This window comes from Variovorax sp. Soil_C_19 (genome assembly GCF_057657255.1).
Window position 1 is genome coordinate 417,296 of record NZ_JBDGIV010000003.1, and the last position, 21,467, is coordinate 438,762.

Annotated in this window: 21 protein-coding genes; 7 read left to right on the forward strand and 14 right to left on the reverse strand. The window is 68.7% G+C overall.

Translation table 11 applies throughout. The features are described from left to right. Window positions 1-165 precede the first annotated feature (165 nt). From AC3A6R_RS09365 to AC3A6R_RS09375, 3 genes are all read left to right on the forward strand, one after another. Window positions 166-600 carry a hypothetical protein gene (locus AC3A6R_RS09365; protein WP_487864333.1) on the forward strand — a complete coding sequence of 145 codons (435 nt, stop codon included), beginning with the start codon at window positions 166-168 and terminating at the stop codon, window positions 598-600. A 41-nt stretch (window positions 601-641) separates the two neighbouring features. After that, window positions 642-1,175, forward strand: a complete 534-nt coding sequence (locus AC3A6R_RS09370; protein WP_487862264.1) for a hypothetical protein — start codon at window positions 642-644, stop codon at window positions 1,173-1,175. Window positions 1,176-1,301: 126 nt separating this feature from the next. Beyond that, a complete protein-coding gene (locus AC3A6R_RS09375; protein WP_487862265.1) occupies window positions 1,302-1,556 on the forward strand; it encodes a hypothetical protein in 255 nt (84 codons plus the stop codon). Window positions 1,557-1,585: 29 nt separating this feature from the next. Here the strand turns inward: AC3A6R_RS09375 and AC3A6R_RS09380 are convergent, their stop codons facing one another. The 10 genes from AC3A6R_RS09380 to AC3A6R_RS09425 all read right to left on the reverse strand — a co-directional run bounded on the left by AC3A6R_RS09380 (window position 1,586) and on the right by AC3A6R_RS09425 (window position 14,250). Beyond that, window positions 1,586-2,506: a dihydrodipicolinate synthase family protein gene (locus tag AC3A6R_RS09380; RefSeq protein WP_487862266.1), complete on the reverse strand. Its 921-nt coding sequence runs from the start codon at window positions 2,504-2,506 to the stop codon at window positions 1,586-1,588. 6 nt (window positions 2,507-2,512) lie between these two features. Further along, window positions 2,513-4,252 carry an IlvD/Edd family dehydratase gene (locus tag AC3A6R_RS09385; RefSeq protein WP_487862267.1) on the reverse strand — a complete coding sequence of 580 codons (1,740 nt, stop codon included), beginning with the start codon at window positions 4,250-4,252 and terminating at the stop codon, window positions 2,513-2,515. Between the two features lie 7 nt (window positions 4,253-4,259). Next, window positions 4,260-5,294, reverse strand: coding sequence for a galactofuranose ABC transporter, permease protein YjfF (gene yjfF / locus AC3A6R_RS09390; RefSeq protein WP_487862268.1), 1,035 nt, complete (start codon window positions 5,292-5,294; stop codon window positions 4,260-4,262). Further along, window positions 5,291-6,325, reverse strand: a complete 1,035-nt coding sequence (locus AC3A6R_RS09395) for an ABC transporter permease (protein ID WP_487862269.1) — start codon at window positions 6,323-6,325, stop codon at window positions 5,291-5,293. Before AC3A6R_RS09395 ends, yjfF begins: the two co-directional genes overlap by 4 nt. Before the next feature lie 70 nt (window positions 6,326-6,395). Continuing rightward, the gene (locus tag AC3A6R_RS09400) at window positions 6,396-7,916 is read right to left on the reverse strand and encodes a sugar ABC transporter ATP-binding protein (protein ID WP_487864334.1); all 1,521 of its coding nucleotides are present in this window, start codon (window positions 7,914-7,916) and stop codon (window positions 6,396-6,398) included. Continuing rightward, entirely contained in the window at window positions 7,913-9,139 is a 1,227-nt protein-coding gene (mmsB, locus tag AC3A6R_RS09405; protein ID WP_487862271.1) for a multiple monosaccharide ABC transporter permease, read from the reverse strand. Before mmsB ends, AC3A6R_RS09400 begins: the two co-directional genes overlap by 4 nt. Then, complete coding sequence (gene mmsA, locus AC3A6R_RS09410; RefSeq protein ID WP_487862308.1) at window positions 9,126-10,682, reverse strand: multiple monosaccharide ABC transporter ATP-binding protein; 1,557 nt, start codon at window positions 10,680-10,682, stop codon at window positions 9,126-9,128. The genes mmsB and mmsA overlap by 14 nt, the downstream gene beginning before the upstream one ends. Before the next feature lie 8 nt (window positions 10,683-10,690). Beyond that, entirely contained in the window at window positions 10,691-11,764 is a 1,074-nt protein-coding gene (gene chvE / locus AC3A6R_RS09415; RefSeq protein WP_487862272.1) for a multiple monosaccharide ABC transporter substrate-binding protein, read from the reverse strand. A 13-nt stretch (window positions 11,765-11,777) separates the two neighbouring features. Then, complete coding sequence (locus AC3A6R_RS09420; RefSeq protein ID WP_487862273.1) at window positions 11,778-12,743, reverse strand: ABC transporter substrate-binding protein; 966 nt, start codon at window positions 12,741-12,743, stop codon at window positions 11,778-11,780. 55 nt (window positions 12,744-12,798) lie between these two features. Then, window positions 12,799-14,250, reverse strand: coding sequence for an aldehyde dehydrogenase family protein (locus tag AC3A6R_RS09425; RefSeq protein WP_487862274.1), 1,452 nt, complete (start codon window positions 14,248-14,250; stop codon window positions 12,799-12,801). Between the two features lie 160 nt (window positions 14,251-14,410). Here AC3A6R_RS09425 and AC3A6R_RS09430 point away from each other — a divergent pair, with 160 nt between their 5' ends. Beyond that, window positions 14,411-15,370 carry a LysR family transcriptional regulator gene (locus tag AC3A6R_RS09430; protein ID WP_487862275.1) on the forward strand — a complete coding sequence of 320 codons (960 nt, stop codon included), beginning with the start codon at window positions 14,411-14,413 and terminating at the stop codon, window positions 15,368-15,370. Here AC3A6R_RS09430 and AC3A6R_RS09435 read toward each other — a convergent pair whose 3' ends face one another. Then, window positions 15,371-16,153: an SDR family NAD(P)-dependent oxidoreductase gene (locus AC3A6R_RS09435; protein WP_487864335.1), complete on the reverse strand. Its 783-nt coding sequence runs from the start codon at window positions 16,151-16,153 to the stop codon at window positions 15,371-15,373. It lies immediately after the preceding gene. A 146-nt stretch (window positions 16,154-16,299) separates the two neighbouring features. On the opposite strand from AC3A6R_RS09435, the gene AC3A6R_RS09440 reads away from it, so the two are divergent. Further along, the gene (locus tag AC3A6R_RS09440) at window positions 16,300-17,226 is read left to right on the forward strand and encodes an SMP-30/gluconolactonase/LRE family protein (RefSeq protein ID WP_487864336.1); all 927 of its coding nucleotides are present in this window, start codon (window positions 16,300-16,302) and stop codon (window positions 17,224-17,226) included. Between the two features lie 22 nt (window positions 17,227-17,248). On the opposite strand, the gene AC3A6R_RS09445 is transcribed toward AC3A6R_RS09440, so the two are convergent. Further along, window positions 17,249-18,136: a LysR family transcriptional regulator gene (locus tag AC3A6R_RS09445; RefSeq protein ID WP_487864337.1), complete on the reverse strand. Its 888-nt coding sequence runs from the start codon at window positions 18,134-18,136 to the stop codon at window positions 17,249-17,251. 130 nt (window positions 18,137-18,266) lie between these two features. On the opposite strand from AC3A6R_RS09445, the gene AC3A6R_RS09450 reads away from it, so the two are divergent. Both AC3A6R_RS09450 and AC3A6R_RS09455 read left to right on the forward strand, forming a co-directional pair. Further along, window positions 18,267-19,148 (forward strand): NmrA family NAD(P)-binding protein, encoded by an 882-nt coding sequence (locus AC3A6R_RS09450; RefSeq protein WP_487864338.1) that lies wholly within the window; start codon window positions 18,267-18,269, stop codon window positions 19,146-19,148. Then, window positions 19,145-19,396 carry a DUF2798 domain-containing protein gene (locus tag AC3A6R_RS09455; RefSeq protein WP_487864339.1) on the forward strand — a complete coding sequence of 84 codons (252 nt, stop codon included), beginning with the start codon at window positions 19,145-19,147 and terminating at the stop codon, window positions 19,394-19,396. Before AC3A6R_RS09450 ends, AC3A6R_RS09455 begins: the two co-directional genes overlap by 4 nt. 14 nt (window positions 19,397-19,410) lie before the next feature. On the opposite strand, the gene AC3A6R_RS09460 is transcribed toward AC3A6R_RS09455, so the two are convergent. Continuing rightward, complete coding sequence (locus AC3A6R_RS09460) at window positions 19,411-20,502, reverse strand: aldose epimerase family protein (protein ID WP_487864340.1); 1,092 nt, start codon at window positions 20,500-20,502, stop codon at window positions 19,411-19,413. 29 nt (window positions 20,503-20,531) lie between these two features. Beyond that, window positions 20,532-21,440, reverse strand: a complete 909-nt coding sequence (locus AC3A6R_RS09465; protein ID WP_487864341.1) for an alpha/beta hydrolase family protein — start codon at window positions 21,438-21,440, stop codon at window positions 20,532-20,534. Between the last annotated feature and the right edge of the window lie 27 nt (window positions 21,441-21,467).

The window sequence follows — 21,467 nt, forward strand, 5'->3', positions numbered from 1 at the left end:
CGGAGCGCCTTCGGGGCGCGCATGCCGGACCAGTCCCACATGCAGCGGCGAGTCCGGCCGGGGCTGCTGTCTGTGCCGTCCCACAGGGGCCGCTGGGCCAGCGGCCCCAGACTGGCGCTCCGGTCGTGCCCTCTTCGGAGGGCGTGGCCCAACCAGGAGCACCCGATGAGAACAAGAGCCCGTTCCGTATCCCGCGTATCCCGCCTTTCCGCTGCCGCCTTCTTCGCGGCCAGTGTGGTCATTCTCGCGGCCGGCACCTCGCTGGCGCGGGCCCAGGCACCCGCCGGCAGCGCCGACACGATGCGCCAGGAGCGCGCCACCTGCGACGGCGTCCAGCAGGACCGCGCAGCCTGCCTGCGTGAAGCGGGTGCCGCCCGCCAGGAGGCGGCGCGCAGCGGCTTGACCAGCGCGAGCCCGGGCCGCTACGACGCCAATGCCCTGGCACGCTGCCGCGAGCAGCCCGCGGCCGACCGCGCCGACTGCGAAGCGCGCCTGCAAGGCGGCGCGCGCACCAGCACCGAGGGCAGCGTGATGGGCGGTGGCGTCATCCGCGAAACGGTGACACCGCTGCCGGCGCAACCGGCATCCCCCGCGCGCTGAATGCGCTTCCTTTCGTTTCAGGTCACGCCAAGGAGCACACCATGAACAACAGTCTTCACGCCCGTTCGATGATCGCCGCCCTGATCGCAGTCGGCGGTCTGTCAGCCGCCGTGGCGCCGGCCTCGGCCCAGTCGCGCCAAGGCGGTTCCACCTACCAGCAGGAACTCGCCGTTTGCGGCCACAACCAACAGGACCGTGCGGCCTGCATTCGCGAAGCCGGCGCCGCGCGCCAGGAAGCCGCGCGCGGCGGCCTGACCAGTGCACCCGACTTCCGCGCCAATGCGCTCGCGCGCTGCAACCTGCAGCCGCCCGCCGACCGCTCGGCCTGCGAGGCGCGCGTGCTCGGCGACAGCGGCAACACCGACGCCCGGGTCAGTGGCAGCGTGATGGGCGGCGGCGTGATCCGCGAATCGGTCACCACGGTCGTCATGCCCGCGCCCGCGGCGATGCCTGCACCGATGCCTGCGCCCTCGCGCGCGCCGGCGCCAGCGATCGTCGCACCGGTCGAGCGCATGCCGCCGCCCGCGGCGTACCCGGCGCCCGCACCCTATCCAGCACCGTATCCCGCACGCTGAGCGTTTCGCGCGATGGCCAAGGCCACTGCCGCAGGGCATGGCCTTGGACTGTCACAGGACTGTCATAAAGCCTGGCGCACTGATAGCTATAGTTCCCGGTCTCTGCCTACCGAGGAACACTTTCCAATGAATGCCATCAAGGTCGCCCGCCGATTCATCGAAACGGACCCGGCCAATGAATCGGCCAAGATCCTGGCCCAGCTCGTGCTGGCGCTCGAATCGGAGCGCAGCTTCGAACTGGTCACCCTCTACAACCTCGATTACAAGAGCTTCGAACTCGCGATCGACATCCTGAAGGAATGGCGGCTCGACCGCTACTACGCGAGCAAGTCGAAGCTGTTCGATCTGTCGCTGCAGGTCAGCGAACTCGAGAAGCCCTGAGACGCTTCCGCGTCTTCTTTTTTTCTTCTTCAACGCCCCCAGCGCAGCACCAGAGGATCGAGCCGCCTGGCGGTTTCGATCAGGCCTGCGCGCGTGTCGGGGTGCAGCGCCGGCAGCGGATGGCGCGGTGCCTCGCAAGCGATCACGCCGCCCTCCTTCATGAGCGCCTTGCAAGCGAGCAGGCCGGCCTGGCGGTTCTCGTAGTTGATCAGCGGCAGCCACTGCTGGTAGAGCGCGAAGGCACGGTCGCGATCGCCCGCGCGGTGCGCCTCGATGATCGGCCGGATGCCATCGGGATAGCCGCCGCCGGTCATCGACCCGGTGGCGCCCGCATCAAGGTCGGGCATCAGCGTGATGGCCTCCTCGCCGTCCCAGGGTCCCTCGACCGCATCGCCACCGAGGCGGATCAGTTCGCGCAGCTTCGATGCGGCACCGGGCGTCTCGATCTTGAAGTACGCCACCTGCTCGATCTCACGCGCCATGCGCGCGAGGAAGGCCGCCGACAGCACGGTGCCGCTCGCGGGCGCGTCCTGGACCATGATCGGGATGCCCACCGCGTCGGACAGCCCCGCGTAGAACTCGAAGATCTGCGGCTCGGGCACGCGGAAGGTCGCGCCATGGTAGGGCGGCATCACCATCAGCATCGCCGCACCCATGTCCTGCGCGCGGCGGCTGCGCTCGGCGCAGACCCGGGTGCTGTAGTGCGTGGTGGTCACGATCACCGGCACGCGGCCTTTCACGTGGTCGAGGATGGTGCGCGTGAGCACCTCGCGCTCCTCGTCCGACAGCACGAACTGCTCCGAGAAGTTCGCGAGGATGCACAACCCGTCGGAGCCCGCGTCGATCATGAAGTCGACGCAGCGCTTCTGGCTGTCGAGGTCGAGCGTGCCCTGTTCGGTGAAGGTGGTGGGCACCACCGGGAAGATGCCGCGATAACGGGGATTGTTCATGGTGAATCAGTGTGAATGGCGGGGAACGGCAGAGCCTCGGCAGCCGACCAGGAAGTCGAAATCGCAGCCCTCGTCGGCCTGCAGCACGTGGTGGACGTAGAGCTTCTGGTAGCCACCGCCGCGCGTGCTCATCGGCTGCACGTCGGAGGCCGACAGCGCCGCCAGGCGCGCGGCGAGTTCCTCGTCGCTGATGTCCAGGTGCAGGCGGCCTGCATCGCAGTCGAGCTCGATCCAGTCGCCGTCGCGCACCGCCGCGAGCGGGCCGCCATCGGCCGCCTCGGGTGCGACGTGCAGCACCACCGTGCCGTAGGCCGTGCCGCTCATGCGCGCGTCGGAGATGCGCACCATGTCCTTGATGCCCTGGCGCAGCAGCTTGGGCGGCAGGCCCATGTTGCCGACCTCGGCCATGCCAGGGTAGCCTTTGGGGCCGCAGTTCTTCATCACGAGCACCGAGCTGGCGTCGACTTCGAGCGATTCGTCGACGATGCGCGCCTTGTAGTGCTCGAGGTTCTCGAACACCACGGCGCGGCCGCGATGCTTGAGCAGTTCGGGCGATGCGGCCGAAGGCTTGAGCACAGCGCCGCGCGGCGACAGGTTGCCGCGCAAGATGCGAATGCCGCCGTCGGCGATCAGCGGCCGGTCGAGCGGGCGGATCACCTCGTCGTCGAGGCTCGGCGCCTCGCGCACGTTGTCCCAGATCGAGTGGCCGTTGACGGTGAGCGCGCCCGGGTGCGGCAGCAGGCCGTTCTCGCCCAGGCGCCGCAGCACGGCCGGCAGCCCGCCTGCGTAGTAGAACTCTTCCATCAGGAAGCGGCCCGAAGGCATCAGGTCGACGATGGTCGGCGTGTGGCTGCCGATGCGCGTCCAGTCTTCGAGCTCGAGCGGCACGCCGATGCGCCCGGCGATGGCCTTCAGGTGGATCACCGCGTTGGTCGAGCCGCCGATCGCCGCATTCACGCGGATCGCGTTCTCGAACGCCTCGCGCGTGAGGATCTTCGACAGCGTGAGGCCTTCCTTGGCCATATCGACCGCGCGCATGCCCGACATCTGCGCGAGCACGTAGCGCCGCGCGTCGACGGCCGGGATCGCCGCGTTGTGCGGCAGCGAGGTGCCCAGTGCCTCGGCCATGCAGGCCATGGTCGAGGCGGTGCCCATGGTGTTGCAGGTGCCGGCCGAACGCGACATGCCCGCCTCGGCCGACAGGAACTGGTGCAGGCCGATCTCGCCGGCCTTCAGCGATTCGTGCAGCTGCCACACGGCCGTGCCCGAGCCGATGTTCTTGCCGTCGAGCTTGCCGTTGAGCATCGGTCCGCCGGTGACCACGATGGCCGGGATGTCGCAGCTCGCCGCGCCCATCAGCAGCGCCGGCGTGGTCTTGTCGCAGCCCGTGAGCAGCACCACCGCATCGACCGGATTGCCGCGGATCGCTTCTTCCACGTCCATGCTCGCGAGGTTGCGCGTGAGCATCGCGGTCGGCCGCAGGTTCGATTCGCCGTTCGAGAACACCGGAAACTCCACCGGAAAGCCACCCGCCTCCGAGATGCCGCGCTTCACGTGCTCGGCAATCTTGCGGAAGTGGGCGTTGCACGGCGTGAGCTCCGACCAGGTGTTGCAGATGCCGACGATCGGGCGTCCATCGAACTCGTGGTCGGGGATGCCCTGGTTCTTCATCCAGCTGCGGTACATGAAGCCGTTCTTGTCGGCGGAGCCGAACCATTCGGTCGAGCGCAATTTCTTTGTTGTCATGAAAGTCTCAGTGGCGCGGGGCGCGCGAGGTGAAGAAGCGCTGCAGCAGGCAGAACACGAACAGGAGTGCGCCCACGACGATGCGCGTCCACCACGAGCTCAGGGTGCCGTCGAAGGAGATCAGCGTCTGGATGATCCCGAGCATCAGCACGCCGAACAGCGTGCCCGCGACATAGCCCACGCCGCCGGTCAGCAGCGTGCCGCCGATCACCACGGCGGCGATGGCGTCGAGCTCGAGCCCCATCGCATGCAGGCCGTAGCCCGACTGCATGTAGAAAGTGAAGATCACGCCCGCGAGCGCCGAGCACAGGCCCGACAGCGTGTACACGCCCACCAGCGTTCGGCGCACCGGCAGGCCCATCAGCATGGCCGAATGCGCGCTGCCGCCGATGGCGTACACCGCGCGGCCGAAGGGCGTGCAGTGCGCGATGAACACGGCGGCCAGCAGCACTGCGATGGCGATCACCGCGCTGATCGACAGCGAGGCCTCGCCCCAGACCGGAATGCGGATCTGCGACACCTCCGAATAGAACGCGTGCGTGATGCTGATCGAGTCGATGCTGATCAGGTAACACAGTCCCCGCGCGAGGAACATGCCCGCCAGCGTGACGATGAAGGGCTGCAGCCGATAGCGCTCGATCAGCAGGCCCATGAACGCGCCGAAGGCCGTTCCCATCGCGAGCACCAGCGGAATGACGACCGCGGGGCTCCAGCCGTGCTTCTCGACCAGCGCGGCCGACACCATGGTCGTGAGCGCGATCACCGAACCGACCGACAGGTCGATGCCGCCGGAGAGGATCACGAAGGTCATGCCGACCGCCACCACGATCAGGAAGGCGTTGTCGATCAGCAGGTTCAGGAACACCTGCGCCGAGAAGAAGCCGTCGTAGAACACCGAGCCCAGCGTGGCCATCAGCATGAAGAGCGAGATGGTCGCCGTCAACGGCAGGTACTTCGGATTGAGCCCGCGCTTGCCCCCTCTCCCGCGCGCGGGAGAGGGTTGGGGTGAGGGTGCAGCGCTCGTCTCGATCACCGCGCTCATGCCCTGCTCCCGTCATGCACCGGCCGCTGCACGAGCGTGCGGACCTCCGCCCTGAACTCCGGCGACTGCAGCAGCATCACCGCGAACACCACCGCCGCCTTGACTACGAGGTTGATCTCCGGCGGCACGCCCATCGAGTAGATCGCATAGGTCAGCGTCTGGATGATCAGCGCGCCGATCACGCTGCCCACGAGGCTGAAGCGCCCGCCCGTGAGCGCCGTGCCGCCGAGCGTCACCGCGAGGATCGCGTCGAGCTCGAGCAGCTGGCCCGCGTTGTTGCCGTCGGCGCTCTTGACGTTGGAGCTGATCAACAGGCCCGCGATGCCTGCGCAGACACCGCAGAACGCATAGGCGCCGATCACCAGCCGCTTCGCCTGCACCCCCGCCACGCGCGCAGCCGTGGGGTTGATGCCCACGGCCTGGATGAACAGGCCGAGCGCGGTGCGCGTGATCGCAAGGTAGAGCAGCGCGAACACCGCCGCCACGATGAACACCGCGAACGGCAGGCCCAGGAGATGGCCGCTGCCGAGAAAGAAGAAGGGCTTGTAGTAGATGGTGATGATCTGCCCGTCGGTGATGAGCTGCGCGATGCCGCGCCCCGCCACCATGAGGATCAGCGTCGCGATGATCGGCTGCATGCCGACCTTGGCGACCAGCAGCCCGTTCCACAGGCCGCACAGCAGCGCGACGGCGATCGCCGCCAGGATCGCGAGCCACATCGGGAACCGGCTCACGTCGCTCGCCACCGAGCCGCCGATCATCCAGGCGGCCACGGCCGCCGCGATCGCCACCGTCGCACCCACCGAGATGTCGATGCCGCGCGTGGCGATCACGAGCGTCATGCCGAGCGACACCAGCACCAGCGGCGCCGCGCGGTTCACGATGTCGATCAGGCTGCCGTAGAGATGGCCGTCGCGCCACTCGAGGTGCAGGAAGCTGGCGTTGAACGCGGTGTTGACGGCGAGCAGCAGCAACAGCGTGATGAGGGGCCAGGCGAGACGGTGATGCATGAGGGCGGAGAGGCGGTTCATGGGGTTGGCTGCCTTGCTCCTTCCCCCTTTGGGGGAAGGTTGGGATGGGGGCACGCGGCCTCGCGCGGGTTCATACCGAGGCAATCATTTCGTAGACCTCGTCCTCGGTCGATCCGCCCGGGAGCTCGCCCACCTTCTGCCGGTCGCGCAGCACCACGATGCGGTGCGCCACGCGCACCACCTCGCTCATCTCCGACGAGATGAAGACCACCGCCATGCCCGCGCGCGCGAGCCGCAGGATCTCCTCCATGATCTCCTGCTTGGCCGCCACGTCGATGCCGCGCGTGGGCTCGTCGAGGATCAGGAGGCGCGGCTCGGTGGCAAGCCAGCGCGCGATCATCGCCTTCTGCTGGTTGCCGCCCGACAGCAGACCGATCGGTGTCTCGACACTCGCGGTCTTGATGCCCAGCGACGCCACGAAGCGCTCGGCCAGCGCGGTCTGCTCGGCCTGCGAGAGGAAGCGCCGGGCGCCGAGCCGGGCCTGCAGCGCGAGCGCGATGTTCTCGCGCACCGACAGCTCGGCGACGATGCCGTCGGTCTTGCGCTCTTCGGGGCAGAGCGCAAAGCCCTGGCGGATCGCATCGGCCGGGCTCGAAAAGCGCATCGCGCGCCCGTCGACCTTGAGCACGCCGCGGTCCGGTGCCTCCAGGCCGAACAGCAGCCGCGCCAGCTCGGTGCGGCCCGCGCCCAGCAGGCCCGCGATGCCCACCACTTCGCCCGCGCGCACGCGCAGATCGACCGGCTGCAGCTGCCCCGCCTGCGCGAGCCCCTCGGCGTGCAGCAGCGCGGGCGCGGCTTCGTCCAGCGCCGGCAGCGCGGCCGGGTGCGCCGACTGCGCCGCCAGCTCGCGCCCGAGCATGGCCGCGATCAGCGCCTGCGGGCCGAGCTCGGCGGTGTGCCATTCGCCCACCCACGCGCCGTTGCGCAGCACCGTGATGCGGTCCGACACCGCATACACCTGGTTGAAGAAATGCGTCACGAAGACGATCGCGAGCCCTTCGCCGCGCAGTCGCCGCAGCACCGCGAACAGCTTCTCCACCTCGTCGTCGTCGAGGCTCGAGGTCGGTTCATCGAGGATCAGCACCTTCGACGACACGCCGAGCGCGCGCGCAATGGCCACCATCTGCTGCACCGCCACCGAGTAGCTCGACAACAGGCGCGTCACGTCGATCTCGAGCCCGATGCGCGCCAGCAGCTCGGCGGCGCGCCGGTTCACCGCCGCCCAGTCGATGCGAAAGCCCTGGACCGCGCCGCGGCGCGGGTAGCGGCCCGCGAAGATGTTCTCGGCCACCGAGAGGTTCGGGCACAGGTTGACCTCCTGGTAGACGGTGCTGATGCCGAGCTTCTGCGCCTCGAGCGGCGAGCCCGGCCGGATCGGTCGGCCGTCGAGCCGCATCTCGCCGCCCTCCGAGGCGAGCACGCCCGTGAGCACCTTGATCAGCGTCGACTTGCCCGCGCCGTTCTGTCCCATGAGCGCATGGATCTCGCCCGCGCGCAGGCTCAGCTGCACGTCGCGCAGCACGGCAATGCCGCCGAACTGCTTGCCGATGCCGCGCAGTTCGAGCACGGGTGGAAGGCTGCTGCCGCTCATGCCTGCCTGTTCTTGTTGTAGACGTCGATGAACACGGCCGCGAGCAGCACCAGCCCCTTGATCACCTGCTGGTAGTCGATGCCGATTCCCATGATCGACATGCCGTTGTTCATCACGCCCATGATGAAGGCGCCGATCACCGCGCCCATGACCTTGCCCACGCCGCCCGAGGCCGAAGCGCCGCCGATGAAGCAGGCCGCGATCACGTCGAGCTCGAAGCCGAGGCCCGCCTTCGGCGTGGCGGTGTTGAGCCGGGCCGCGAACACCAGGCCCGCGAGCGCCGCGAGCGCGCCCATGTTCACGAAGGTCAGGAAGGCGAGCCACTGCGTCTTCACGCCCGACAGCCGCGCGGCCTTCTCGTTGCCGCCGAGCGCATAGATGCGCCGGCCGACCGTGGTGCGGTTGGTGACGAAGTCGTAGGCCACGATCAGCACCGCCATCACGATCAGCACGTTGGGCAGGCCCTTGTAGGTCGAGAGCAGGTAGCTGAAGAACAGGATGATCGCCGCGAAGAACACGTTCTTCACGAGGAAGAAGGCGTAGGGCTCGGTCTCCATGCCGTGCGCGGCGAGCCGGGCGCGTCCGCGCAGCTTGAAGAACACCAGCGCCGCCGCGGCCACCGCGCCCACCACCAGCGAGGTGACGCGCAGCGTCCCGCCCTCACCGCCCAGCGGGTCGGGGATGAAGCCCGAGCTGAGCCGCTGGAAGGTCTCGGGAAACGGCCCCACAGACTGTCCCGCGAGCAGTGCGAGCGTGAGCCCCTTGAACACCAGCATGCCCGCGAGCGTGACGATGAACGACGGGATCCTGCGGAACGCGACGAACCAGCCCTGCGCGGCGCCGATCAGGGCACCCGCCACGATGCCGAGCACGGCCGCCGGCACGAAATGCCATTCGTACTCGACCATCAGCACCGCTGCGAGCGCGCCGATGAAGCCGCAGACCGAGCCTACCGACAGGTCGATGTGCCCGGCCACGATCACCAGCAGCATGCCGAGCGCCATGATGACGATGTAGCTGTTCTGCAGCAGCAGGTTCGTGAGGTTCAGCGGGCGCAGCAAGGTGCCGTCGGTCAGCACCTGGAACAGCACCATGATCGCGACCAGCGAGATCAGCATGCCGTATTCGCGCAGGTTGTTCTTGAGGAACCCGGCATGCACCCCGCGCGGCGCGGCGGCAGCAGGCATGGCGGCGTTCACCGCTTCGGCGTCAGGCGGCGTCATGGACGGAACTCCCCGCGCTCACGATGGCGTGCATGATGCGCTCCTGCGAGGCCTCGGCGGCCGGAAACTCGGCCACGAAGCGGCCCTCGTTCATCACGTAGATGCGGTCGCACATGCCGAGCAGCTCCGGCAGTTCGGAAGAAATCATGAGAATGCCTTTGCCCTCGCTCGCGAGCTGGTCGATGATGGTGTAGATCTCGTACTTGGCGCCCACGTCGATGCCGCGCGTGGGTTCGTCGAGGATCAGCAGCTCGGGCTGCGTGAAGAGCCACTTGCTCAGCACCACCTTCTGCTGGTTGCCGCCCGACAGGTTGACCACGGCCTGCGACACGCCGGGCGAGCGGATGCGCAGCGCCTTGCGGTAGTCGTTGGCCACCGCGAACTCGCGCGTGTCGTCGATCACCATGGCTTTAGCCACCGCCGGCAGGTTCGCGAGGCTCACGTTCTTCTGAATGCTCTCGTCGAGCACCAGGCCCAGGCCCTTGCGGTCTTCGGTCACGTAGGCGATGCCGTGGTCGATGGCCTTGCGCACCGTGCCCACGTCCACCGGCTGGCCGTGCATCAGCACCGTGCCGCTGATGCGCTGGCCGTACGAGCGGCCGAACACGCTCATCGCGAACTCGGTGCGGCCCGCGCCCATGAGCCCCGCGATGCCGATGATCTCGCCGCGGCGCACCTGCAGGTTCACGCCCTTGATCTGCTCGCGCTCTGCGTGCAGCGCATGGTGCACGCGCCAGTCGCGCACCTCGAACACGGTCTCGCCGATGCGCGGCGTGCGCTCGGGATAGCGGTGCGCCATGTCGCGCCCGACCATGCCGCGGATGATGCGGTCCTCGCTGACCGGTCCGGCGCGGCAGTCGATCGTCTCGACCGTGGCGCCGTCGCGCAGCACGGTGATCGAATCGGCCACCTTGGCGATCTCGTTGAGCTTGTGCGAGATCAGGATCGACGCGATGCCCTGGCGCTTGAGTTCGAGCAGCAGCGCCAGCAGCGCGTCGCTGTCGTTCTCGTTCAGGCTCGCGGTCGGCTCGTCGAGGATCAGCAGCTTGACCTCTTTGGCCAGCGCCTTCGCGATCTCCACCAGTTGCTGCTTGCCCACGCCGAGATCGGTCACCAGCGTGGTCGGCAACTCCGCGAGGCCGACCCTGGCGAGCAGCGCGCGCGTCTTGGCGTAGGCCGCGAACCAGTCGATCACGCCGCCGCGCGCGATCTCGTTGCCGAGGAAGATGTTCTCGGCGATCGAGAGCAGCGGTACCAGCGCGAGCTCCTGGTGGATGATGATGATCCCGAGCTTCTCGCTGTCGGCGATGCCGCGGAAGCGGCGCAGCGCGCCCTCGAAGTGGATCTCGCCGGTGTACGAATCGCACGGGTACACGCCGCTCAGCACCTTCATGAGCGTCGACTTGCCCGCGCCGTTCTCGCCCACCACCGCATGGATCTCTCCGGCGCGCACCGCCAGGTTCACGTCGGCGAGCGCCTTCACGCCCGGGAAGGTCTTGGTGATGCCGCGCATCTCGAGGATGCGCGGCGCGCCGGCTGCCATGGCGGTGCTCACTTGACCTGGGTTTCCTTGTAGTAGCCGCTATCGACCAGCACCTGCTTCCAGTTGCCGCCGTCCACGCTCACCGGTTTCAGCAGGTACGAGGGCACCACCTTGATGCCGTTGTTGTAGGTCTGGGTGTCGTTGACCTCGGGCGTCTTTCCCGAGAGCATCGCGTCGACCATGGCCACGGTCACCTTGGCAAGCTCGCGCGTGTCCTTGAACACGGTCGATGTCTGCTCCTTGCGCAGGATCGACTTGACCGATGGGATCTCGGCGTCCTGGCCCGAGACCACCGGCATCGGCTGCGAGGCCGAGCCGTAGCCCACGCCCTTGAGCGACGAGATGATGCCGATCGAGAGCCCGTCGTACGGCGAGAGCACCGCGTCGACGCGGTTGGTGGAATAGAAGGCCGACAGCAGGTTGTCCATGCGCGACTGCGCCACCGCACCGTCCCAGCGCAAGGTGCCGACCTTGTCCATGCCCATCTGCTTGCTGCGCACCACGAGCTTGCCGCTCTTGATGTAGGGCTCCAGCACCGACATCGCGCCGTTGTAGAAGAAGAAGGCGTTGTTGTCGTCGGGCGAGCCGCCGAAGAGCTCGATGTTGAACGGCCCCTTGCCGCTCTTCAGGCCCAGCGCCGCCTCGATCGACTGCGCCTGCAGCACGCCGACCTGGAAGTTGTCGAAGGTCGCGTAGTAGTCGACGTTCTTCGAGCCCTTGATGAGCCGGTCGTAGGCAATGACCTTCACGCCCCTGTCGGCCGCCTTCTGCAGTACGTCCGACAGCGTGGTGCCGTCGATCGCCGCGATCACCAGCACCTTCGCGCCCTTGGTCACCATGTTCTCGATCTGCGCGAGCTGGTTCGGGATGTCGTCGTCGGCGTACTGCAGGTCGGTCTTGTAGCCCTTCTCCTTGAAGTACTTGACCATGTTGGCGCCGTCGGCGATCCAGCGCGCCGACGACTTGGTGGGCATCGAGATGGCGATCGGGCCCTTGTCCTGCGCGTGGGCGAGCGGCGCGAGACCGGCGGCGGCCAGCGCCACGACGGCCAGGGAGGCCTTGAGGAAGTTGCTGCGTTTCATTGGATGTCCGTCCTCAGTACTTTCGATTCGGGAATTCTTTTGCGGCGACTTCCATCGGGAAGATGCCTTCCTCGGTCACGATGCGCTTGGGCAGCGTCTTGCCGGCCTTGATGTCCTTCACCGCGCTCATGAGCTGCGGCCCGAGCAGCGGGCTGCACTCCACCGACACGTTGAGCTTGCCGGCGATCATGGCTTCGAAAGCGCCCTTGACCGCGTCGATCGAGATGATCGTGATGTCCTTCGCGGGCTTCAGGCCCGCTTCCTCGATCGCCTGGATCGCGCCGATGGCCATGTCGTCGTTGTGCGCGTACAGCACGTTGATCTTCTTGCCCTCGGCCTTGAGGAAGGCTTCCATCACCTCCTTGCCCTTGGCGCGCGTGAAGTCGCCGGTCTGCGAGCGCAGGATCTTGAACTTGGGATCGGCCTTGACGATCTCCTCGAAGCCCTTCTTGCGGTCGATGGCCGGGGCCGAGCCCACGGTGCCCTGCAGTTCGACGATGTTGACCTCGCCCTTCTGGTCCTTCATCTTCTCGACCAGCCAGCGGCCGGCCTTGCGGCCTTCCTCGACGAAGTCCGAGCCCATGAAGGTGACGTAGAGCGAATCGTCCTTGGCGTTGACCGCGCGGTCGGTCAGCACCACCGGGATCTTGGCGGCCTTGGCCTCGCGCAGCACCGTCTCCCAGCCCGACTCCACCACCGGCGAGAAGGCGATCACGTCGACCCTCTGCGCGATGAAGGAGCGGATGGCCTTGATCTGGTTCTCCTGCTTCTGCTGCGCGTCGGAGAACTTGAGCTCGATGCCGGCTTCCTTGGCCGAGGACTTGATCGACTCGGTGTTGGCGGTGCGCCATTCGCTTTCGGCGCCCACCTGGCTGAAGCCCAGCACGATCTTCTTCTGCGCCAGCGCGCTGGCGGGCAGCAGTCCGCCGAGCGAAGCGGCGGCCAATGCGATGTTGAGGGTGCGGCGATTGAGTGTCATGGGATGTCTCCTTCTTTCTTGCTGTGAGCCTGCTGGAAAGCCTTGGTGGTGGTGGTCAGGCCCGCATGTAGCCGGTCTTGACCGTCGTGTAGAACTCCGCGGCATGGCGCCCTTGTTCGCGCGGCCCGTAGCCCGACCCCTTGCGGCCGCCGAAGGGCACGTGGAAGTCCACCCCCGCGGTCGGCAGATTGACCATCGTCATGCCCACTTCGGCATGGCGCCTGAAATGCATCGCGTGCTTGAGCGAGTTGGTGCAGATGCCCGCGCTCAAACCCGAGGGCGTGTCGTTGCACAGCGCCAGCGCCTCGTCGTAGTCGGCCGCGCGCAGCACGCAAGCCAGCGGGCCGAAGACCTCCTCGCGCGCGATGCGGTGGCCGGGCTGCGCAAGGAACAGCGCGGGGCTCATGTAGTGGCCCGCCGTGGCGCGCACGAGCGGCTCGCCGCCCCAGACATGCTCGGCGCCTTCTTCGCGCGCGATCCCGACCCAGGCCAGGCTGCGCGCGAGCCGCACCTCGTCGACCAGCGGGCCGACGTCGATGCCGCGCTCCAGCGCATGGCCGATGCGCAGTGCCTTGAGGCGCTCGCGCAGCCGCGCCACGAACACGTCGTGCACGGCAGCCTCGACGATGAGCCGGCTCGACGCGGTGCAGCGCTGGCCGTTGGAGAAGTAGGCGCCCTGCACCGCGCAGTCGACCGCATGGTCGATGTCGGCATCGGCCAGCACCACGAGCGCGTTCTTGCCGCCCATCTCGAGCTGCACCTTGGCGCGCCGCGCGGCCGCCGCCTGCAGGATGCGTTCGCCGTTGCGTGCCGCGCCCGTGAAGCTCAGCGCATCGACCAGCGGGCTGTCGACCAGGGCCTGGCCGGCCTCGCGCCCGCTGCCCATCACGAGGTTGAACACGCCCGCGGGCAACCCGGCGCGGCTGATGATCTCGGCCAGCGCCCAGCCGCAGGCCGGCACCAGCTCGGCCGGCTTGAACACCACGCTGTTGCCGTGCGCCAGCGCCGGTGCGATCTTGCCCGCGGGCACCGCGAGCGGCGCGTTCCAGGGCGTGATGAGCCCCGTCACGCCCACGGGTTCGCGCGTCACGTCGACCTGCACGCCCGCGCGCAGCGAGGCCATGTTCTCGCCGCCGCCGCGCAGCGCCTCACCCGCGAAGAACTTGAAGATCTGCCCCGCACGCGCGGCCTCGGCCACCGCCTCGGGCAGGGTCTTGCCGATCTCGCGCGCCAGCAGCAGGCCCAACTCGTCGCGGCGCGCCAGCAGTTCGGTGCCGATGCGATCGAGCACGTCGGCGCGGCGCTGCGGCGCGCTGTGGCTCCAGTGGCCGAAGGCATCGGCCGCGGCACGGACCGCGAACTCCACCTGCCGCCGGTCGGCGCGCGCGTACTCGGCCACCACTTCGCTGGTGTCCGAGGGATTGGCGCTCACACCCGTGGTCGCGCTGGTCTCCCAGCGGCCATTGATGTACTGCCGCACGTTCTGGTGAAGCTCGCCGTGGATCACGGTGCGTTGACCTTTGTCTCTCGTTTTTGAAGTGGCGAGAGTCTATGAACGATATTGATATCGATCCAATCATTTTTTCGACAAAATGGATATCAATCGACGGATTCTGGAAAACCCGTCAGCCCAAAGTTCCAAGCCGCTAGGCAAGCAACCAAAAGCCATGAACAACTACAACCACTGGTTCATCCGCGCGCGCCTCAAGACGCGGCAACTGCTGCTGCTCGTGGCGCTGGCGGAGGAAGGCAACATCCACCGCGCGGCGCAGGTGCTGAACATGACGCAGCCTGCGGCCTCCAAGCTGCTGAAGGACCTGGAGGACGTGCTTGAGGTGCCGCTGTTCGAGCGCCTGCCGCGCGGCATGCGCCCGACCTGGTACGGCGAAACCATGATCCGCCATGCGCGCGTGGCGCTCGCGAGCCTGAACCAGGCGCACGACGAGCTCACCGCGCTCAAGGCCGGCCGCTTCGGCCAGGTGAACGTGGGCGCGATCACCGCGCCGGGCATCACGCTGATGCCGCCCGCCGTGGCGATCGTCAAGCGCGAGCAGCCCGACCTGCGCGTGTCGCTCGAGATCGAGACCAGCGCGGTGCTGATGGAGCGGCTCGCGCAGGGCAAGCTCGACATCCTGGTGGCGCGGCTCTTCGCCGAGCACGACAAGTCGCAACTGCGCTACGAGGCGCTGGCCGAGGAGCCGGTGTGCGCGCTGGTGCGCCCCGGCCATCCGCTGCTGGGCGTGAGCGGACTCACGCTGCGCGACGTGGTGGGCGCCGGCTGGATCGTGCCGCCCGCGGGCAGCGTGCTGCGCCACCGCTTCGAGCTGATGTTCCAGGAGGAAGGCCTGGCGCCGCCCGCCAACATCATCGAGAGCCCTGCCCTGCTTTTCATCACGCGCATGCTGCAGCAGAGCGATATGGTGGCGGTGCTCGCGAGCGACGTGGCGCGCTACTACGCGGCGCACGGCATCGTGTCGCTGCTACCGCTCGACATGCCCTGCCACATGGACGCGTTCGGCATCATCACGCGCACCGACCGGCTGCTGTCGCCGGCGGCGAAGGTGATGATGAAGGCTTTGAAGACGGCGAGCCTCAGCGTCTACGGACGCAAGCTCGAGATGGACTGATCAGGTCCAGCCGGCGTCCACCGTGAACTCCTGCGCCGTGCACATCTTCGCGTCGTCCGATGCGAGGAACAGCACCATGCGTGCGATGTCGTCGGGCATCAGCTTGTCGGGCAGACACTGGTTGCGGTGCAGCGCCTTCTCGCCCTCGTCGTCGAGCCAGAGGTTCACCTGGCGCTCGGTCATCACCCAGCCCGGCGACACCGTGTTGATGCGGATACGGTCGCGGCCCAGCTCCACCGCCAGCCCGCGCGTGAGGCCGTTGACCGACGACTTGGCGATCGCGTAGCAGGGGTAGCCCGAGCCCTTGGTCTGCCAGCCCGTCGAGCCCAGGTTGATGACCGCGCCGAAGCCCAGGCGCCGCATGCCCGGCACCACCGACTGGATCGCGAACAGCGCCGGCCGCTCGTTGATGGCCATGCGGTTGTCGTAGTAGTCGGGCGTGACCGATTCGAGCGTGTGGCGGTCGTCGCTCGCGACGTTGTTGACCAGCACCGCGAAGTCGCCGAGCTCGGCCGCCGCGTCGGCCATGGCCTGCTGCAGCGCGCCGATGTCGCGCACGTCGCAGCTGCGCCACCACGGCGCCGCATGGCCCGCTGCGGTGATCCGCTCAGCAAGTGCCGCGCTTGCGGCCTCGGCAATGTCGATGAACGCCACGCGGGCGCCCTGCGCGGCGAACGCCGCCACGATGGCCGCGCCAATGCCGCTGCCGCCGCCCGTCACGAACACGGTGCGCCCCGCCAGACTGGGGTGGATCGATGGCTTTTCCGGTGAATCGGTCGTCAAGGGAGGCGTCTCCAAGCGGTCGGCAGTGACATTGCAAATTCAATATCTATCGATGCCATAAATCGCAATTTCTATTATCAATATGCCTTGATACGATCCGCCGCGTCAAGGCCGCGACACACAACAACGAAGAAGGAGACAAGCACATGAACCACGACAACGGCGGCAGCGCGCTCGCCGCGCCGACCATCCTCGGCCAGCCTGAATGCCTGTGGCCCGCGGGCGCGACGCTCGGCGAGGGCACGCTGTGGTCCGTGCGCGACCAAGTGCTGTACTGGGTCGACATCCTCGAGCACCGGCTCTACCGCCACGATCCGCGCGACGGCGCGCGCCGCAGCTGGCAGTTCGACGAGGAGATCACCGCCCTGGCCGAGCGCGCCGAGGCGCCGGGGCTGATCGTCACGCTGCGCCGCGGCTTCGCGCTGTTCGACCCCGCCGCCGACGCCGCGCCGCGCTACCTGCACCAGCCCGAGACCGAGCGCACGGGCAACCGCTTCAACGACGGCAAGTGCGACCGGCAGGGCCGCTTCTGGGGCGGCAGCATGGACTTCGACTGCCAGGCGCCGACCGGCGCGCTCTACCGCTTCGATGCCGACGGCCGCTGTACGCGGCACGACGACGGCTTTGCGGTCACCAACGGACCGACCTGGTCGCTTGACCAACGCACGATGTACTTCAACGCCACGGCCGAAGGTTGCATTTATGCCTACGACTTCGATGCCGCGGCCGGCACGGTGCACAACAAGCGCGTGTGGCTGCGCTTCGGCGCGGGCGAAGGCCTGCCCGACGGCATGACCACCGACGCCGCCGGCCGGCTGTGGATCGCGCGCTGGGGCGGCCGCTGCGTGAGTTGCCACGACCCCGCAAGTGGCGACGAGCTCGGCCGCATCGCCTTGCCCGCAAGCAACGTGACCAACTGCGCCTTCGGCGATGCGGACCTGTGCACGCTCTACATCAGCACCGCGCGCAGCGGCCTCACGCCCGAGCAGTTGGAGGCCGAGCCGCTCGCGGGCGGCCTGTTCAAGGTGCGCATCGCAAGCCCGGGGTTGCCGGCCGCGCTGTTCGCGGGTTGAAGCGGCGGGCGCTGCCGATCGGTCAGAGCGGCGGCAGATTCTCTGCGGCGAAGTCGGCGAACAATTTCGCGCGCGCGAAGCTGCCGCGCGCCGCAGGCCACACGGCATGCACCGGCAGCGGCGGCGCCTCGAACGCGGTGAGCACCAGTTCGACCTGGCCGCTCGCGACCAGATGCCGGATCTGCCACAGCGGCGTGAAGAACAGGCCCATGCCGCTGGTCGCCGCCGCGTAGAGCGCGGCGGTGCTGTCGGCGCGAAACCGGCCGGACACCTTCACGCGCTCGCGCCGGCCGTCGATCGAGAACGGCCAGTGCCCGTCGTTGCCGTGCGTGGTGCGCACCAGGCATTCGTGCGCCGCGAGGTCCTCGGGCCGCGCGGGTCTTCCGTGCCGCTCGAAGTACGACGGCGCACCGAACACCACCCGCCGCAGTGCGCCGAGCCGCCGCGCCGCGAGCTCCGAATCGGGCAGCTCGCCGATGCGGATCGCGAGGTCGAGGTCGCCTTCGATCAGGTCGACGAACCGGTCGGACGCCGTGAGGTCCACCGCCATGCCGGGGTAGCGCTGCATGAACGCGCCCGCCAGCGGCACCACGTACGACGCGGAGAACTCCACCGGTGCAGCGACGCGCAGCAGTCCGCTGGGCGCTTCGCGCTGGCTGTTCGCCTCGGCGCCCGCTGCGTCGAGTTCGGCCAGCGCGGCCTGCACGCGACGGTAGTAGCTGCGCCCCACTTCGGTCGTCGACGAGCGCCGCGTGGTGCGGCGGAGCAGCTGCACGCCGAGGCTGCGCTCGAGCATGCCAAGCGAACGGCTGATCGACTGCACCGAGCGCCCCAGCTGGCGCGCGGCTGCGCTCTGGCTGCCGTGGTCGACGATGGCGACGAAGGCGCGGATGTCCTGAAGCTGGTCCATGCATCTTTCCGGTCTGGATGAAGGTTCTTGGCGCGGCGCGCGGATTCTCCGGTGCGCATGCCTTCCCTATCTTTGCGGTTCCGCGGCGATGGCCGCTTCGCAGGCAATCAAGAGAAAAAAGGAATCATCCATGGAACGACAAAAACCCACCGTGCTGGTGGTCGGAGCGACCGGCCGGGTCGCCGGCCTCGTGGTGCCGGCACTCGCCGCGCGCGGTGCCACCGTGCGCGCGCTGGTGCGCAGGCCGGACGACACCGCGACAGCCTTGCAGCGTGGCGCACACCAGGTGGCGGTGGCAGACCTGCGCGACGGCGCGAGCCTCGCGCGCGCGGCGGCGGGCTGCGACGGCGTGTTCCACATCGGCCCGGCCTTCCAGCCCGACGAGGCCGACATGGGCTGCCGCATGGCGGCGGCGGCGCAGGCCGCGGGCGTGCGCAAGTTCGTTTTCTCTTCGGTGATCCAGCCCACGCACGCCACGCTCGCGAACCACGCGAGCAAGCTGCCGGTGGAAACGGCGCTGTTCGAATCGACGCTCGACTACACGTTGCTGCACCCGGCCAACTTCTTCCAGAACCTGCAGTCCGCCTGGACCGCCATCGCACGCGACGGCATCTTCGCCGAGCCCTACCCGGTCGGCACGCGCATCGCGCGCGTGGACTACCGCGACGTGGCCGAAGCAGCCGCCATCGCGCTGACCGAAGACCGCCTGGCGTACGGCAGCTTCGAACTGTGCGCACCGGGACGCTTCAACCGCGTCGAGATCGCGGCCCTGGCCGCCGAGGCACTCGGGCGGCCGGTGCGCGCGGCGGAACTGCCCTTCGACGAGTGGGTCGCCGTGGCGCGCCCGCCCTATGACGCGCAGCAGCTCGTCCTGCTCTCGAGGGTGCATGCCCACTACGCGGCTCACGGCCTCGGCGGCAATGCGCTCACGCTCGAGGCGATCCTCGGCCGCCCGGCGCGCACGCTCGGCGACTACATCCGCGAACTGGCCGCAAGCCAGCCTTCCCGATGACCGCGCGCAAGCTGCCCGCGCGCTGGGCCGGCGTCCTCATGCCGCTCCTGTTGTCGGTCTTCATGTCGTGCATCGTCGCGGGCATTGCGACGCTCAAGAGTGTCGGCTTCAACGACGGGCTGCTGCCGCAGTGGATGGCCGCGTGGGGCGTGTCGTGGCTGGTCGCCTTTCCTGCGCTGCTCGGCCTGCTGCCGATCGTGCGGCGCCTGGTGGCGGCGATGGTGCAGGCGCCGCCGCCGCCGCGCTGAAGCGGCGGGCCCGCTCAGCCGAGCAGGCCGAAGCGGTGCTCGGTCGCGCTGTCGAAACGCTCGCCGGGTCGCAGCACGGTCGACGGAAACTCCGGCCGGTTCGGCGCGTCGGGATGGTGCTGCGTCTCGAGGCATAAGCCGGCGCCGCGCAACAGCGGCTCGCCGTGGCTGCCGCGCAAGCTGCCGTCGAGGAAGTTCCCCGAATAGAACTGCACGCCGGGCTCGGTGGTGTGCACTTCCATCACGCGCCCGGAGGGCGCATGCGCGACGCGGGCAGCCAGCGCCAAGCCGTTCGCATCCGCGCGATCCAGCACCCAGTTGTGATCATAGCCGCCGGCCGCAAGCAGTTGCGCGCGCGGCTCGCTGATGCGCTCGCCGATGGCCCGCGGCGCGCGAAAGTCGAATGGCGTGCCGTCCACTGGCGCCTCGCCGAGCGGGATCAGGCCGGCGTCCACGGGGCAGTAGCGGCTCGCGGCGATCGTGAGCGTGTGGTCCAGCACCGTGCCTCTGCCGCCGGCAAGATTGAAGTAGTCGTGGTGCGTCAGGTTCAGCACCGTGGGGCGGTCGATGGTCTCGGCGCGGTAGTCGATGCGCCAGGTGTTCTCGCGCGTGCTCAGCGCATAGCGCACCGCCACCTGAAGCGTGCCCGGATAGCCTTCCTCGCCATCGGCGCTCGTGTAGCGCAGGTCGATCGCGACGGCGCCGGGCGACTCGTCGGCAGGCACGGGCTTGATCTGCCAGAAGCGTGTGCCGAAGCCATGCCGGCCGCCGTGCAGCGAATGGTCACCATCGTTCACCGACAGCTGGTGCGGCTGGCCGTCGAGCGTGAAGCGGCCCTGTGCAATGCGGTTCGCATGGCGTCCGACGATGGTGCCGAGGTGCGGATGCGGCGCCAGGTAGTCGGCCAGCGTCGGCAGGCCCAGCACGATGTTGCCGCTCTGGCCGTGGCGGTCGGGCACATGCAGTGCGGTGACGATGCCGCCGAGGTTGATGGCACACAAGCGCAGGCCGAGGCCGTTGTCGAGCGTGTATTCGGTGACCACGCGGGCGTCGGGCATGCGGCCGAATTCGCGCGAGGTGATGCCGCGGGGGATCGTCGGAGCCATGTCTTTCCTTCTTGTCGCTCAGTCTGCCGCTATTGAAACATCGCCTCGCGCGCGCAGCGCGACGCGGTGCGCAGCGCGATGCGGTCGGTGAGGTCGTGGTACTGCGGCGGCTCGGCCGCATGGGTCTTGATCTCCACGCGGTGGCCCGCCTTGGCGACCGCCTCGGCAAAGCGCTCCTGCAGGTCGAACGGCGTGTTCCGGTCGTCGCGGTTGCCGATCAGCACGATGCGCCGCAGCGGATCGGGCGCGATGCCGTCGACGTGCGCGAGCGGATCGTAGAACCGGGTGCTGCCCGTGGTGTCGCTGAGGCCGCCACGTGATTTGCCGAGCCGGCGGGCGCGCTCGAGCAGGCCGTAGGCGCCCGAGGTCAGCACCGCGCAGGCGATGCGCTGGCGGCCCAGCGTGAGCAGCGCCGCACCCGCGGTGGCGCCGCCGCTGTGGCCGACGATCACGATGCGCTGCAGCCGATGTCGCTGCATCAACGCATCGAGCGCCGCGTCGAGCGCATGGAACTCCGCCGCTTCGCGCCGCTTGCCGTGGTCGCCCGACGAACCGTAGGTGCCCGGCCGCGCCATGAAGACCCAGGGCACACCGGCGCGGTCGCGGCTGCGCTCGGCGTCGAGCGTGCGCAGCGCCCCGGTGTTGCCGGGGATCTGCGCGGGCGGCCGGTTCATGAGGCTGTCGCGGTCGCCCGAGAGCTGAACGATCGCCAGCCGCGCGCCATCGACGTCGCTGCTCGCGAAGTAGCGAATGCAGGCGGGGCCTTCGGCGGGCTGCACCCAGAGGTGGCCGAAACGGTCGGGGCAGGTAGCGCGCACCGGCGGCTGATTCCATGCGAGCGGGGCGTCTTCGGCGATGCCCGCGGCGGCTCGGGGCGCGCGGCCGTCGAACTGCGCCCAGGCGGTCTGCGCCAGCGTCAGCGCCACGAGTGCCAGCATGCGCCCCGCCACCGCGGAATGCGATGG

Bases quoted from the DNA above. Each gene is read 5' to 3' on its own strand.
- AC3A6R_RS09370 (WP_487862264.1), top strand. From the start codon at position 642: ATGAACAACAGTCTTCACGCCCGTTCGATGATCGCCGCCCTGATCGCA.
- AC3A6R_RS09385 (WP_487862267.1), bottom strand. From the start codon at position 4,252: ATGACAACAAAGAAATTGCGCTCGACCGAATGGTTCGGCTCCGCCGAC.
- AC3A6R_RS09460 (WP_487864340.1), bottom strand. From the start codon at position 20,502: ATGGCTCCGACGATCCCCCGCGGCATCACCTCGCGCGAATTCGGCCGC.
- AC3A6R_RS09450 (WP_487864338.1), top strand. From the start codon at position 18,267: ATGGAACGACAAAAACCCACCGTGCTGGTGGTCGGAGCGACCGGCCGG.
- AC3A6R_RS09380 (WP_487862266.1), bottom strand. From the start codon at position 2,506: ATGAACAATCCCCGTTATCGCGGCATCTTCCCGGTGGTGCCCACCACC.
- AC3A6R_RS09455 (WP_487864339.1), top strand. From the start codon at position 19,145: ATGACCGCGCGCAAGCTGCCCGCGCGCTGGGCCGGCGTCCTCATGCCG.
- chvE (WP_487862272.1), bottom strand. From the start codon at position 11,764: ATGAAACGCAGCAACTTCCTCAAGGCCTCCCTGGCCGTCGTGGCGCTG.
- AC3A6R_RS09365 (WP_487864333.1), top strand. From the start codon at position 166: ATGAGAACAAGAGCCCGTTCCGTATCCCGCGTATCCCGCCTTTCCGCT.
- AC3A6R_RS09420 (WP_487862273.1), bottom strand. From the start codon at position 12,743: ATGACACTCAATCGCCGCACCCTCAACATCGCATTGGCCGCCGCTTCG.
- AC3A6R_RS09430 (WP_487862275.1), top strand. From the start codon at position 14,411: ATGAACAACTACAACCACTGGTTCATCCGCGCGCGCCTCAAGACGCGG.
- AC3A6R_RS09465 (WP_487864341.1), bottom strand. From the start codon at position 21,440: ATGCTGGCACTCGTGGCGCTGACGCTGGCGCAGACCGCCTGGGCGCAG.
- mmsB (WP_487862271.1), bottom strand. From the start codon at position 9,139: ATGACGCCGCCTGACGCCGAAGCGGTGAACGCCGCCATGCCTGCTGCC.
- mmsA (WP_487862308.1), bottom strand. From the start codon at position 10,682: ATGGCAGCCGGCGCGCCGCGCATCCTCGAGATGCGCGGCATCACCAAG.
- yjfF (WP_487862268.1), bottom strand. From the start codon at position 5,294: ATGAGCGCGGTGATCGAGACGAGCGCTGCACCCTCACCCCAACCCTCT.
- AC3A6R_RS09375 (WP_487862265.1), top strand. From the start codon at position 1,302: ATGAATGCCATCAAGGTCGCCCGCCGATTCATCGAAACGGACCCGGCC.
- AC3A6R_RS09400 (WP_487864334.1), bottom strand. From the start codon at position 7,916: ATGAGCGGCAGCAGCCTTCCACCCGTGCTCGAACTGCGCGGCATCGGC.
- AC3A6R_RS09445 (WP_487864337.1), bottom strand. From the start codon at position 18,136: ATGGACCAGCTTCAGGACATCCGCGCCTTCGTCGCCATCGTCGACCAC.
- AC3A6R_RS09395 (WP_487862269.1), bottom strand. From the start codon at position 6,325: ATGAACCGCCTCTCCGCCCTCATGCATCACCGTCTCGCCTGGCCCCTC.
- AC3A6R_RS09440 (WP_487864336.1), top strand. From the start codon at position 16,300: ATGAACCACGACAACGGCGGCAGCGCGCTCGCCGCGCCGACCATCCTC.